The sequence below is a fragment of the Alloalcanivorax mobilis genome, from assembly GCF_002864685.1.
Classification (GTDB): Bacteria; Pseudomonadota; Gammaproteobacteria; order Pseudomonadales; family Alcanivoracaceae; genus Alloalcanivorax; species Alloalcanivorax mobilis.
The window spans coordinates 1-13286 of the sequence record NZ_NMQZ01000009.1 but is presented as its reverse complement, the minus strand read 5'-3'; the positions used below and the strand labels follow the sequence as shown (position 1 = coordinate 13286).

At 63.3% G+C, this 13286-nt stretch carries 15 protein-coding genes; 7 read left to right on the top strand and 8 right to left on the bottom strand.

Features of this window, described 5'->3' with window-relative positions:
- Positions 1-7 precede the first annotated feature (7 nt).
- Positions 8-328, top strand: coding sequence for a type II toxin-antitoxin system RelE/ParE family toxin (locus tag CGS25_RS07015; protein ID WP_198588715.1), 321 nt, complete (start codon positions 8-10; stop codon positions 326-328).
- 5 nt (positions 329-333) lie between these two features.
- Complete coding sequence (gene nadS, locus CGS25_RS07010; RefSeq protein WP_089032516.1) at positions 334-621, top strand: NadS family protein; 288 nt, start codon at positions 334-336, stop codon at positions 619-621.
- A 389-nt stretch (positions 622-1010) separates the two neighbouring features.
- Here the strand turns inward: nadS and CGS25_RS07005 are convergent, their stop codons facing one another.
- The 3 genes from CGS25_RS07005 to CGS25_RS06995 all read right to left on the bottom strand — a co-directional run bounded on the left by CGS25_RS07005 (position 1011) and on the right by CGS25_RS06995 (position 4124).
- Positions 1011-1649 (bottom strand): peroxiredoxin, encoded by a 639-nt coding sequence (locus CGS25_RS07005; protein WP_089032515.1) that lies wholly within the window; start codon positions 1647-1649, stop codon positions 1011-1013.
- Between the two features lie 99 nt (positions 1650-1748).
- A complete protein-coding gene (locus CGS25_RS07000) occupies positions 1749-3212 on the bottom strand; it encodes a DUF3336 domain-containing protein (protein WP_089032514.1) in 1464 nt (487 codons plus the stop codon).
- Positions 3213-3398: 186 nt separating this feature from the next.
- Positions 3399-4124, bottom strand: a complete 726-nt coding sequence (locus tag CGS25_RS06995; protein WP_101675032.1) for an SIMPL domain-containing protein — start codon at positions 4122-4124, stop codon at positions 3399-3401.
- Between the two features lie 111 nt (positions 4125-4235).
- Here CGS25_RS06995 and apbC point away from each other — a divergent pair, with 111 nt between their 5' ends.
- Both apbC and dcd read left to right on the top strand, forming a co-directional pair.
- The gene (apbC, locus tag CGS25_RS06990) at positions 4236-5321 is read left to right on the top strand and encodes an iron-sulfur cluster carrier protein ApbC (protein ID WP_101675031.1); all 1086 of its coding nucleotides are present in this window, start codon (positions 4236-4238) and stop codon (positions 5319-5321) included.
- A gap of 97 nt (positions 5322-5418) precedes the next feature.
- Positions 5419-5988 (top strand): dCTP deaminase, encoded by a 570-nt coding sequence (gene dcd, locus CGS25_RS06985; RefSeq protein WP_089032511.1) that lies wholly within the window; start codon positions 5419-5421, stop codon positions 5986-5988.
- 118 nt (positions 5989-6106) lie between these two features.
- On the opposite strand, the gene CGS25_RS06980 is transcribed toward dcd, so the two are convergent.
- From CGS25_RS06980 to purM, 4 genes are read right to left on the bottom strand one after another with little or no spacing between them, the layout of a single operon-like run.
- Positions 6107-6820, bottom strand: coding sequence for a DUF3108 domain-containing protein (locus CGS25_RS06980; RefSeq protein WP_101675030.1), 714 nt, complete (start codon positions 6818-6820; stop codon positions 6107-6109).
- The gene (locus CGS25_RS06975) at positions 6817-7548 is read right to left on the bottom strand and encodes a DUF3108 domain-containing protein (protein ID WP_157933792.1); all 732 of its coding nucleotides are present in this window, start codon (positions 7546-7548) and stop codon (positions 6817-6819) included. Before CGS25_RS06975 ends, CGS25_RS06980 begins: the two co-directional genes overlap by 4 nt.
- Positions 7484-8149: a phosphoribosylglycinamide formyltransferase gene (gene purN, locus CGS25_RS06970; protein ID WP_101675028.1), complete on the bottom strand. Its 666-nt coding sequence runs from the start codon at positions 8147-8149 to the stop codon at positions 7484-7486. The genes CGS25_RS06975 and purN overlap by 65 nt, the downstream gene beginning before the upstream one ends.
- Positions 8146-9192, bottom strand: a complete 1047-nt coding sequence (purM, locus tag CGS25_RS06965) for a phosphoribosylformylglycinamidine cyclo-ligase (RefSeq protein WP_101675027.1) — start codon at positions 9190-9192, stop codon at positions 8146-8148. The genes purN and purM overlap by 4 nt, the downstream gene beginning before the upstream one ends.
- A 222-nt stretch (positions 9193-9414) precedes the next feature.
- Between purM and CGS25_RS06960 the strand changes: the two genes are divergently transcribed.
- Together CGS25_RS06960 and hda are read left to right on the top strand one after the other, a co-directional pair.
- Complete coding sequence (locus CGS25_RS06960; RefSeq protein ID WP_101675026.1) at positions 9415-10509, top strand: DUF2066 domain-containing protein; 1095 nt, start codon at positions 9415-9417, stop codon at positions 10507-10509.
- Positions 10510-11199 carry a DnaA regulatory inactivator Hda gene (gene hda / locus CGS25_RS06955; RefSeq protein ID WP_101675025.1) on the top strand — a complete coding sequence of 230 codons (690 nt, stop codon included), beginning with the start codon at positions 10510-10512 and terminating at the stop codon, positions 11197-11199.
- Here hda and CGS25_RS06950 read toward each other — a convergent pair.
- Positions 11177-11494 carry a hypothetical protein gene (locus CGS25_RS06950; protein ID WP_101675024.1) on the bottom strand — a complete coding sequence of 106 codons (318 nt, stop codon included), beginning with the start codon at positions 11492-11494 and terminating at the stop codon, positions 11177-11179. The genes hda and CGS25_RS06950 overlap by 23 nt on opposite strands.
- Positions 11495-11642: 148 nt before the next feature.
- On the opposite strand from CGS25_RS06950, the gene sthA reads away from it, so the two are divergent.
- Positions 11643-13043, top strand: a complete 1401-nt coding sequence (sthA, locus tag CGS25_RS06945) for a Si-specific NAD(P)(+) transhydrogenase (protein ID WP_101675023.1) — start codon at positions 11643-11645, stop codon at positions 13041-13043.
- The last annotated feature ends 243 nt before the right edge of the window (positions 13044-13286 follow it).

Below are 13286 nucleotides of genomic sequence, written 5' to 3'. Positions count from 1 at the left end.
GTACCATATGGTCATGATCTTTATCGAGACTCCCATTTTCACCAAGCGCCTGCGCGACTTGCTTGATGATGAAAGCTATTCGGCGTTCCAAAGGCAGCTCGCTGACCACCCGGACATGGGAGATGTCATTCAGGGAACCGGCGGGCTGCGCAAGATCCGGGTCGCTTCCAGCGGGCGCGGGAAGCGGGGCGGTGCGCGGGTCATCTACTATCACTTCGTATCGGCATCACGAATCGCGCTACTGCTGATTTATGCGAAGAACGAAAAGGATGACCTGAGCCCCGATGAGCGCAAGGCTCTCAAACGGATTATCGAGCAGTGGAGGTAATCGGTATGAACAAACTCTTTGACGACCTGATGGAAAGCGTCCAGCAGATGGATGAGATTCACCGTGGCGAGCGTCAGCCCTCACGGGAATTCACCGTGGACGCAGTGCAGGTGAAGGCCATCCGCAAGGCCACCGGCCTGACTCAGGCCAAGTTCGCGACCATGATCGACGTTCAACTGGCCACCCTGCGCAATTGGGAGCAGGGCCGCCGTGAGCCCACGGGCCCGGCCAAGGCATTGCTGAGGGCGATCCACAAGGACCCTCTGCATGTTATTCGGGCATTGGCGGATTGACCGTGGCGAAGGGCTTTTCCCGCGTTTTCCGCAAGGTAAAAAAGAAGTGTTTGGAGCGGGCCAAAGATTTGAATGAGGCGCGCTTTCATGCAACACGCAACACGCAACACGCTGGCACGCTAAACCCTCCGGTCGTCCGCTTTCGAATACATGAATTGGGGCGGGCCCGGTCGTGGGCTGTTTTATGGAGGTTGGCGTCTGATGCTCACCCCGCAAGCGAACGGTTTGAGCTGACGCGGAGGCTTGTCCCGTAGTGGCAATGCTTTGGGGGAAAGGGTCATATTCTGGCGTCTGGCGTCCAACGCCAGCACGCGAAGTGAGAGCACCTCCGGGAACGGTTTGGTTCGCCCCTCTCCCCGGGAGGGAGAGGGGTTGGGGAGAGGGGGGTATCAGCCCTTCTTGGGCTGTTTGGTAACGCGCAGGTAAGGTTTCTTCTCGTCCCAGCCTTCGGGGAACAGCTTCTTCGCTTCTTCGTTGCTCAGCGAGGGCACGATGATCACATCGTCGCCGTCTTTCCAGTTGACCGGGGTGGCGACTTTGTAGCCGTCGGTGAGTTGCAGGCTGTCGAGTACGCGCAAGATTTCATCGAAGTTGCGGCCGGTGCTGGGCGGGTAGGTGATGGTCAGGCGCACCTTTTTGTTCGGGTCGATAATGAACACGCTGCGCACGGTGTTGGTGTCGCTGGCCTTGGGGTGAATCATGTCATACAGCTTGGCCACTGAGCGGTCGGCGTCGGCCAGCAGTGGGAAATTCAGGGCCTGGCCCTGGGTTTCCTCGATGTCACCGCACCAGGCATTGTGGTCTTCCAGTGGGTCCACGGAGAGCCCGATTGCCTTGGCGTTACGTTTTTCGAACTCCGGCTTGAGCCGTGCCACTTCGCCCAGCTCGGTGGTGCACACCGGGGTGAAGTCCTTGGGGTGGGAGAACAGAATGACCCAGTTTTTGCCGGCCCAGTCGTGGAATGAGATCGGGCCGTCGGTGGAATCCTGTTTGAAATCCGGAGCGGTATCGCCGAGTTGCAGTGCCATGGTGTCCTCCTGATCTGTTATTCGTCCACAGAACATAATGATTGCGGTGGGCCCTTTAAAGGCCCGGGCAAGAAGGATTTGAGCTAAGCAAATGCGAACTCAGACCGTAGCGACCACCTGAAGCCGGTTGAGCGTGCGCTCCTCGAGACGATCCAGACGCCGGCGGCAATCCCGGAAGGTGCGGCTAATGCGGGTGGTGTTGCCGATCACGGCGAGCTTGGGCCAGGTGGTTTTTTCGCCCTGACGGATAAAACCGCGCACGTCTTCAAGGCTCGGGTTGGTGAGCACGCGCAGGGCGTTCATGGGCTGGCGCGGCGGGATCAGATTGATGTCGCCAATGTAGCGCTGCTTAAGCACGGTCTGCGCTTTTTCAATCAACAGGCCAAGGTCGTTGGAGCGGGTGCGCCGGTGGGCCAGTTCCAAAGCGTAGTGCAGGTTCATGGAGAGGTTGCGTACGCCCCAGTCGGTGAGGGTGCTGATGCTCGAGCTGGTGCTCTCGCTGCGCGGCAAAAACGGCACCACATGGGGGTTGGTCTGGCTGACGATGGAATGGTTGACGCCGAACAAGCGCGCCAGGCGGCGCACCGGCAAGTCGTCCTGGATCGAGCCGTCAACGAATTTGCGGCCGGGAATGTAGGGCACCCGCTCGCCGTCGATGTTCTTTGCCCACAGGTTCACCGGCGGGTAAATGCCGGGGATCGCGCAACTGGCCAGGGACGCCTTGCGAATCAGCACATTGGGGGAGGTGCGCCAGTTGAGCAGGCGGTTCTGCTGGTTACGCTCATAGGGGCTCACGGTGATGTTGATCTCGCGGCCGGTCTTGCGGTAGGCCTCTTCGAAGGTGAGGTCGAGAATGTTCTCTTCGAGACAGGCTTCCAGATGGTCACCATCCAACACCGGGGTGCCGCGCAGCAGGCCTTTCCAGCCAATCGCCCGGAACGCTTCCAGATAGAGATTTTCTGGTTTCAGCTTTTCGGCCAGCTCCACGTCGCTGTGGGTGCCGACCACGGCGGTGACGATGCTGCCGGCGCTGGAGCCTGAGACCACCGAGGGCAGCAGCCCCAGCTCCCACAGGGTCTTCACCACGCCGACGTGAAACAGCCCGAGCGCGGCGCCACCGGAGAGCATCAGACAACTCTGGCCGAACGCGTGGCCGGTGGTTTCGAAGAAATCCAGCTTCTGTTTCAGGCCGAAATCCTCGAACTCGCCATCGCACAGGTAATCCAGGGCGGCGCACACTTCGTCCAGGTAGCGTTCGATCAGCCGTTTGGTGCCCACCCGGCTGTGCCCATACAGGGCCGGGTTGGAAATATTGCCAAGGTTGCCGTGCAGGCCCTCATGAAGGTGGAACACCAGTTTATTGACGTTGTCGCGCTCACGGGCCTGGCGGATCTGCCAGAGGCGGTTACGGATCAGTTCGTAGTCGTAATGGGGGGAACGGTCGATCTCTTTCCACTCGTCGGCGCCGGAGAGCCGATCGTGCTCCCGGCTTGCCTGGAGCCACTCTTCGTAGGTGCTGGCGTGCGCGATGGCGCGCTCAAGCTGTTTGAGCGGGCGGTTCATGCCTGTCTCCCAAAGCGGTCTTTTTTGGTGGGTGCCGGGGTCCGGCATCCCTTTGATGGCTTCAGTCTAGCCATCGTTGGCCGCTCGTTGCGTCTGGGATTGTCCGACAAGACAGGAATTTTGACAGTGTTCGATGGTAGTAAGAGCGCGAGGCGGCGTGCAAAGCGGGCCGCCCCGCGCGGAACGTTATTTCAACTCAAAGGTGATTTGCACGCTGGCGCTGACCTCCTGCTCGCCGGGGCGATAGCTCTCGGTGGCGGAATCGGTGGCGGCCTTGGCCATCATCATCGGCATCGGGCGGGGCATGTTCTGGCCCTGGGCGTTGATCATCATCGCCTTGCCCAGTTTCCGATCCGCGGCGCGGGCCAGGATTTGCGCCTTGTCGCGGGCATCGGCCACGGCCTTTTCCAGGGCCTGGTCGGCCAGTTCGTCGGCGTTGCTGATTTCGGTGCCGGCCGGGTTGACCTCCTTGAGGTTCAGCTTGGCCAGACCATCAGCCAGGCGGGCGTAGTTCTCCACGCCGGCGACCCGGAAATTCACTTCACGGCTGACCTGATAGCCGATCAACTTGCGCTCCGGCTGATATTGCCACTCCGGCGAAATCTGAATGTCGCTGGCGGTCACGTTCTTCTCTTCGATCTTAAGCTGGTCGGCGAGGTCGAGCATGCTCTGCACCTGCTGATCGACCTTACCTTTCATGGCGGCCACGTCATCGCCGCGTTCGCGGGCGGTGGCGCTCAGCAGGAAGGTGTCCGGCCGTGCCTTGACGCTGCCTTCGCCCTGAACGCTGACGGTGTCCGGGGCGGTTGGCGCGGCCGGGGCGGGCGGCGGTGCCTGGGTGGTATTGCCGCCGCAGGCGCTCAGGCCGAGCACGGCCAGGGAAATCACAAGAAGATGGGACGTCTTCGCCATTTTTCGGGCTCTCCATGAATAAAAAAGCGGTAATCGGGCCGATCCGGGCCGCCGCGTTTGGTTGTGGTGAACAGACACTCTATCATCCCCACTTCAACGGCAGGAGGTTCCATGACCAGCATCGAACAGGCGGTTAGACAGTCGCTTTCCGAATTGATCCCCGAGGATCTTTACGCCGACCTGGTGAGCGCGGGGTGTGTCACCGAACTGACCGAATCACCGGGCGGGCTGCACCTGGGCATTACCCTGGGTTACCCCTGCGCGTCGCAAATCGATGCCCTGCGCGAGCGCATCGAGCGGCAGGTGGCGCCCCACTTGAACGGCCTGGCGCTGAATCTGGACCTGAGCGTGGCGGTCAAGCCGCACCGCACTCAGAACGACATGCCGGCGATGGAGCAGGTAGCCAATATTATCGCCGTGGCCTCCGGAAAGGGCGGGGTCGGCAAATCCACCACGGCGGTCAATCTGGCGCTGGCGCTGAGCGCCGAGGGCGCGCGGGTGGGGCTGCTCGATGCGGACATCTTCGGGCCCAGCCAGCCGCTGATGCTGGGCCTGCCCGACGGCACCCGGCCCGAGGTTCTGGAAGGGGACCGTTTCGTGCCGGTGCCGGCCCATGGCCTTCAGACCATGTCGATGGGTTTTCTGATGACCCGCCAGACGCCGGTGGTGTGGCGCGGCCCGAAGGCCAGCGGGGCGCTCACGCAGATGATGATTCAGACCCTGTGGCGAGACCTGGACTATCTGATCGTCGACCTGCCGCCGGGCACCAGCGATATCCAATTGACCCTGGCGCAGAAAATTCCGGTGGCCGGCGCGGTGGTGGTGACCACGCCTCAGGACATCGCCCTGTTGGACGCCATCAAGGGCGTGGAGATGTTCGCCAAGGTGGACATCCGGGTACTGGGCATCGTCGAGAACATGGCCGTGCATGTGTGCTCAAATTGCGGCCACGAAGAGCATGTGTTCGGCCAGGGCGGTGCACAGCGCATGTCCGAGCAGTATCAAACCCCGGTGCTGGGGTCCTTGCCGTTATCGCTGCGGATTCGTGAGCAGGCCGACGGCGGCACCCCGACGGTGGTGGCGGAGCCGGACAGCGCCGAGGCGCGCCTGTACCGGCAAGCGGCGCGGCGCATGGCGGCGCGGCTGTCGCTGACCCGGCCGGGACGGCGTTCTTTCCCGAAAGTGGTGCAACATTAGTGGCTCTGCCAGCGCGCCGGGCTGTTTTTCCAGCGTTGCTTGGGTAACATTGGCCGACTAACGTTGCCTGCTAGGCCGCCGACTCACAAGGACCGCAATGAGCATCAAATCCGATCGCTGGATCACCCGCATGGCCCATGAACACGGCATGATCGAACCGTTTCAGAATGGCCAGGTGCGCACCGACGAAAGCGGCGCCAAACTGATTTCCTACGGCGTTTCCAGCTATGGCTACGACGTGCGCTGCGCCGATGAATTCAAGGTGTTCACCAACATTCACTCGGCCACCGTGGACCCCAAGCATTTCGACGAGAAAAGCTTCGTGGACGTGAAAGGCGATTACTGCACCATCCCGCCCAATTCGTTCGCCCTGGCGCGCACCGTCGAGTATTTCCGCATTCCCCGCAATGTGCTCACCATTTGCCTGGGCAAATCCACCTACGCGCGCTGCGGCATCATCGTCAACGTGACCCCGCTGGAACCGGAATGGGAAGGGCACGTAACGCTGGAATTCTCCAACACCACCACCCTGCCGGCGCGCATTTACGCCAACGAGGGCGTGGCGCAGATGCTGTTCCTGGAATCCGACGAAGTCTGCGAAACCTCCTACAAGGACCGCGAAGGCAAATATCAGGGGCAGAGAGGGGTGACGCTGCCGCGGGCCTGACGACCATAAAGAAGTTGAAGGTTTCAAGTTAAAAGTTGAACGCGGCGAGGGCCCTTCCCACGGCAATGACGTGCCCGCGCCTGTAACTTTTAACTTTTAACTTTTAACTGCTTTTGCTTCAGTCAGGCTCCGGCCCGCTGTATTCCGTCATGTTGAGTTCGCCGTGCAGCAGGGCGCTTTCGATGTGGCGGGCCTTGACCACCATATAGCCTACCTTGGGGGCCACCCAGAACAGGGTGCGGCGGTTGCTGTCGTTGTCTTTGTCGCGCTTTTTCTCCACCACCAGGGTGTCCAGTTCCCCCATTGGTGTATCGATGGTTTCCCGGTCGATCACCACGAAATGATGGTGGCGGATGTCGTCGCCGTACACGCTGGTGGCGTCGTATTCCTTGTCGCCGGTGGCGAACACGCACCGTGCCCGCAGCAGCATGCTCAACTCGTCGAGCGCGTCGGCGGGGAACGGAAAGCTTTCGGTGCCGTCCTCGGAGCGGCTGATCACCGTGTGTTTGGCCCAGTTGAAGTCGGTGTGATGGTAGCGGTGTTTGCCGAAGCCGTTGAACTCGTGCACGTAACGCTGGGTGCGGGGCTGGCAGTTGTTCCAGTGGAACCAGCTCTCTTCCTTGTTATCAAGCAGCCAGGAGCGGGCCAGAAACAGCATGTGATAGCGATCGTCGCCGGCCGGTTCCAGGGTCAGGGTGGCGGTGATCGGTGTGGGAATCTTGTTGACATAAATGCGGTATTTGGCGGAAAACGGCGCCAGCGGTTCGGCCATGGCCAGGGTGGAGCACAGCGTCAACAGCAGCGGTGCGAGCAACAAAACGGCGCGCTTCATGGGGACGGCTCCAGGGTGAGAACGTGTCGGCCATCGCTGTTTTCCTGGACCATCTGCACCAGCTCATAACCACGCTGCGGTGCGAACCACAACCAGGTCTGCCGCTTGCTGGTGCCGGCGCGCACCCGATGCACCTTGACCGTGTCGAGCTTCAGATCGCCAAGCTTGAGCGTCTCCCTGCCCTGCACTTCGTAATGCTGGACCTCCTGCTCGCGCTCATCCACCACCTTGACGGTGAGATCCTGGTCGCCGCGCGCCAGCCGGCACTGAAGCGCCAGGGTCATGGCGATTTTGTCGCTGGCGTCGCGGTCCACGGCGAAGCGGGCGGGCTGATGTTCGCTGCGCTCGCTGGTGGCCTGGCCGTCGCTGATACGCACCTCGGCGCTTTTCACCTGGCCCAGGCCTTTGCGCAGATAACCATAATAGTGGGTTACCGGGGTGCAGCCTCGCCAGGTGAACACCGAGGTTTCGCGAATCTCGCCGATAAAATTATGGGCCAGCACTTCCATCCGCCAGTCGCCGTTATCGAGAGGTTTGAGGGTGCGCATCGCCGACACCGAGAACGGAAAGCCGGCGGCTTTAAGGCGGTATTGACTGGAGAACGCCGCCAGCGGCGGCTCGGCGCTGGCGGCAGCGGGCAGCAGCAGGACCGCGAGAACGGCGCTAGTGGCGCTCAGCCATCGCAGCCAGGGCCGTTTGCCGGCCTTGTGGGGGTAAACGTTCGCCATCCAGCTCCACTCCCTGGTCGGTGAGGCGCAATCGTTGCTCCGCGCGCCATGACAAGACCCGAGGGTACAGCTCATGTTCACAGCGCTGAACCCTTTTCGACAGGCTCGCGGCGGTATCGTTCTCGGCCACCGCGATGCGGGCCTGGGCGATCAGCGGGCCGCCGTCCAGTTCCTCGGTCACGAAATGCACCGAGCAGCCGTGTTCGTGGTCGCCGGCTTCCAGGGCGCGGGCGTGGGTATTGAGGCCCTGGTACTTGGGCAGCAGGGAAGGGTGAATGTTGATCAGACGGCCGGCGTAGTGGTTCACGAACAGGGGCGTGAGAATACGCATAAAACCGGCCAGCACCACGGTGTCGGCGCCGTGCTCGTCGATGCGCGCGATCATGGCGGCGTCGAAGGCGGCGCGGTCGGCGTAATCACGGTGGTCGATCACCGCGCGGGGAATGCCCGCGCGCGCCGCCCGCTGCAGGCCACCGGCTGCGGCTTTATTGCTCAGCACCAGGGTGACGCGGGCCGCCAGGGTGCCGGCCTCCACCGCATCCAGAATCGCTTGCAGATTGGAGCCGGCGCCACTGATCAGCACCGCGATCCGGTGGGTCACGTGGCCAGGCCTTCCAGCAGCACCTCGGGCGCGGCGGAATCGCTGGCGCGGATCTCGCCGATCACGAACGGCGTTTCACCGCCGGCTTCCAGCAACGCCAATGCCTGGTCGAGATGATCGGCGGGCACCACCACCACCATGCCGACGCCGCAATTGAAGGTGCGGTACATTTCCGCCGCCGGCACCTGCCCCTGCTCCTGCAGCCAGCGGAACACCGCCGGCCATTGCCAGGCCTGGGTATCGATCACGGCGCGCACTCCGTCGGGCAGCACCCGCGGCAGATTCTCCGGCAGGCCGCCGCCGGTAATGTGGGCCAGGGCGTGCACCGGCACTTGTTTAATCAGGTTGAGCAGGGATTTCACATAGATGCGCGTGGGGGCCAACAGATGCGACATCAGTGGTTTGCCCTCCAGGTCGCCGGTGTCATCGGCCTGCTCGAGAATCTTGCGAATCAGCGAGTAACCGTTGGAGTGAGGCCCCGACGCGGCCAGCCCGATCAGTGTGTCGCCGGGGCTGACCTGGCTGCCGTCGATCACGCCGTCGCGTTCCACCACGCCCACGCAAAAGCCGGCCAGATCGTAATCCTCGCCTTCGTACATGCCCGGCATCTCGGCGGTTTCACCACCGATCAGCGCGCAACCGGCCTGTTCGCAGCCCTCGCCGATGCCGGCAACCACCCGGGCGGCGGTGTCCACGTCCAGTTTCCCGGTGGCGTAGTAATCCAGGAAAAACAGCGGCTCGGCACCGCCCACCACCAGATCGTTGACGCACATCGCCACCAAGTCGATGCCCACGGTGTCGTGGCCATTGTGCTCCACGGCAAGGCGCAGCTTGGTGCCCACGCCATCGGTGCCGGCCACCAAGACCGGATTCTTATAGCCCTCTGGCAGCGCGCACAGAGCGCCGAAGCCGCCCAGACCACCAAGCACTTCCGGGCGGCGGGTGCGTTTGGCGATCGGCTTGATCCGCTGCACCAGTTCGTTACCTGCGTCGATGTCGACACCGGCGTCGCGATAGGTCAACGGCCTTTTCTGTTCGCTCATGGGAGGGCTCCGGGGGGTCATGAAGGCCGCGTATTCTAGCAACCACCACCGGCACTGGAAACGGCTGAGCGGCGATATCGGGGTGTTTGCGTAAGAAACATGGAGTTGGGGAATCCGGTTCGCCAGCGGCGGTCAGATGGGAGATAATGCGCGCCGGAAATTCACGGGCCCGGTCCGGGCCGCCGGCGCGCCGTCGAGGCGAACGCCAGGAGTAGAGATCAGGTGACTTTCAATCATCCACGCCGTGTATGGCGAGCCGTGCTTGTCGGGTTGCTGTTGGCCATGGGCACGGCGGCGACCGCCGCCCCCGCAAGCGACCTGGGGCAAGTGACGGTACCGCTGGACGACAGCGCGGGCGGCGCCAGCGTGGACCAGCAGGCCCTGCGCCAGGGCCTGGAAGAGGTGATCCACCGGCTCACCGGGCAAAGCGATGTTAACGCGCAACCCGGCGCGGCGGCGGCTCTGCAAGACCCGCGGCGCTGGCTGCTGAAATACAGCTACCGGCAGGGTTCACCGCGCGCCCTCAATGCGCTGTTCGACGCCGAGGAATTGGGCCGTTATCTGGCCGCCCAGGGCGCGCCGGTGTGGAGCGCGTCGCGTCCGCCGGTGCTGGTGTGGCTGGTGGATCAGGGCAGTGGCCGGGGCGATATGGTCAGCGCCGGCGACGAGACCGGCGCGCGCCTGCAACAGGCGGCCATCGATCAGGGTTTGCGGGTGACGCTGCCAAAATGGGATGAGACCGAGAAACGTACACTCACCGTGGCGGACGTGCGCGGCCGGTTTGATGGCCCGGTGCTGGATGCCTCACAGCGCTATGGCGCCGAATGGGTGGCCACCGCGGTGATCTACGAAGGCGCCCGCACCACCATCAACTGGCGGCTTTTGCACGGTGGCGACACCGTCACCCAGGGGCGTGACCAGGTGGCCTCCAAGGACGCCGCCCTGGCCAGCATGGTGACCGGGATCACCGCCCAAATGGCCGACCGTTACCGGGTCAGTGGCGCCAGCGCCGGCAACCATCAGGCCCAGGCCCTGATGGTTCGCGGTGTCGATACCCTGGAGGCCTGGCATCAGTTGCAGGCGCAATTGAACAGCCTGGGCGCGATACGCTCGGTGCAATTGCGCGGTGCCCGAGACAATGCACTCAGCTTCGCGGTGGATTTCGCCGGCGGCCGCGCCGATCTGGCGGATCTGCTGGATGGCGTTGCCGGCCTGCGCCGTTGCGCGGATGCGTCGGGCGCCGATGCGTCGGGCGCCGCCGCGTCGGGCGCCGCCGCGTCGGCCGGCTCAACCTCGCTCACTTACTGTCGTTTATAGATGATCGCTCAACTGCCGCTTGCTCTGGAACTGCGCGAAGGCCACGACCTGGATAACTTCCACGCCGGCCCTAACGGCCTGGCGCTGGCCACCGTGCAGGCCGCCGCCGAAGGCGAAGAGCGCCAGGCGCTGATCTGGGCCCAGCCCGGCCAGGGGCGCAGCCATTTGCTGGAGGGCGCGGTGCGGCGTGCGCGCGTGCGCGGGCGCCAGGCCTGTCTGTTGCCGGCCTCGGAGCTGTTGCCGCTGGTGCCCCAGGTGCTCGAAGCCATGGAGCAGTTCGACCTGCTGGCCCTGGACGACGTGGACCGCTTCGCCGGTCAGCGCGCCTGGGAAGAAGCGCTGTTTCATCTCTACAACCGGGTGATGGCGCGTGGTGGGGCGTTGCTGTTCAGCGCCTCGGCGGCGCCCGGCGCGCTGGGCTGGAGCCTGCCGGATCTGGCCACCCGGCTGGCGGCTGGCCCGGTGATTCGCTTGCAACCGCTCAGCGAGGACGATCTCGCTGCGCTGCTGGCCGAGCGCGCCCACGAGCGTGGCCTCAAACTCAACGGCGAGGTGGCGCGCTATATGGTGATGCGCAGTGAGCGCGCGCCGGCGGCACTGCTGGCGCGATTGGCGACGCTGGATCGCATCGCCCTGGCCCGCCAGCGGGCGCTGACCATTCCTTTTATCAAGGACGTGTTCGGCTGGTAGGGGTGGCGCCGCGGGCATGGGGCTTCAGGTGGCGGCGTATCAATTCCCAGGTCAGCGCGCCCAGCACCATGCTGATGACGATGATCATCAGCTTCGGCAGCCGCGCCACGGTCCAGAACAGCACGTCAATGGAGGTCGGTTCCAGATTCTGCAGCACAATTATGGCCAGCAGAATCAACAACAGAATCTGCACCGTTCCCAGTGGGTGGCGGCGCAGCCAGCCCCCGGCGCCAGCGGCGGCGCGGCGCGCGCCAGAGGGTTTGTTGTCGGGGTTGCCGTGGGGTGTGGTGTCCATACCTGGGCTCCTGGGTAGCGCAATGGGGCGGGTGGAGTACGTCTGACAGAGTTTTTATAACGGTCGGTTTACTGTTTCACAGTCGCGGAGCAATTTCTATCCGTCCCGGCCGGGTGTCTCGAATCGCAACAGGGGAGGTGCAGGCAGTATGGATATCAGTTCCGGATGGGATCTCGTCATTCTTGGCAGCGGGCCGGCGGGCGAGGCGGCGGCGATGCAGGCCGCCAAGGGCGGGCTGCGGGTGGCGATGATCGACAGCCCGGCTCAGATCGGCGGCAATTGCACCCACTGGGGCACCATTCCCTCCAAGGCTCTGCGTCACCAGGTGCGGCAGGTAATCCGCTCGCAGCGCAATCCGCTGTTGCGGGGGCTGATCGACCCGCGCACCGTGCGCTGGCAGGACCTGATCAAACGCACCCGCGAGGTGATCGACAACCAGGTGCAGGTGCGCAGCGATTTCTATGGCCGCAACCGGGTCCGTCTGTTCGCCGGGCGGGGTTATATCCAGGGGCCGGGCGAGGTGCGCGTGGACGACAGCGCCGGCCGCCAATGGCTGCTGCGCAGCGCCAATATTCTGATCGCCACCGGCTCACGGCCCTATCACCCCGAGGACGTGGACTTCGATCACCCACGGGTGTACGACTCGGACACCATTCTGACCATGGAGCACACGCCCCGTAACGTGATTATTTACGGTGCCGGCGTGATCGGTTGCGAATATGCCTGCCTGTTCACCGGGCTGGGCATGAGAGTGGATCTGGTCAACAGCCGTGAGCACTTGCTCGACTTTCTCGATACCGAAATTTCCGACGCACTCAGTTACCACCTGCGTGATCAGGGCGCCACCATTCGCAACAGCGAGCATTACCAGCGGGTGGTCGCCGATGACGGCGGTGTTACCCTGGAACTGCAGTCAGGCAAACGACTGCGCGCGGACGCGCTGCTGTGGAGCAATGGCCGCTCTGGCAATACCCAGGACATCGGCCTTGAGAATATCGGCCTGCAGGCCAACGGCCGAGGGCAATTGAGCGTGGACGAACGCTATCAGACCGGCGCCGAAAACGTGTACGCGGTGGGCGATGTGGTGGGCTGGCCGTCGCTGGCCAGCGCCTCCTATGACCAGGGCCGCTTCTGTGCGGCGGGGATTGTGTCCGGCGAAGTGGTCAAGCAGGTCACCGACGTGCCCACCGGCATCTATACCATTCCCGGCATCAGCTCGGTGGGCCGCACCGAACAGGAACTGACCGAAGCGCGCGTGCCCTACGAAGTCGGGCAGGCGTTTTTCAAGAATCTGGCGCGCGCACAGATTACCGGTGAGCGCGTTGGCATGCTGAAGATTCTGTTCCACCGGGAAACGCTGGAAGTGCTGGGCATCCACTGCTTTGGGTATCAGGCCATGGAAATCGTGCACGTCGGGCAAGCGGTCATGCGTCAGCCGGCGCCCAACAACACCCTTCATTACTTCGTGGACACCACCTTCAACTACCCGACCATGGCGGAAGGCTACCGGGTAGCGGCGATTAATGGGGTCAATCGGGTGGCGAGATAGCTGTCAGCGAGAACGCAAGTTGAAAGGTACGCGAGTTGAAAGTTAAAAGTTAAAAGTTGAAACGCGGGGGAGGTCTTGGGGGCGGGGAGGCCTTGCCCGCGATCGGTGCGGCTGCAAGCTGCAAGCTACAAGCTGAAGCAACCCTGGACCGGCAGCGGGCCGCGGGAAAGCCTTTCAGGGCAAGACCTTTTAACCTTTAACTTTTAACTTTCAACGGGCCTTCAACGGCACGGCTTACCCGTC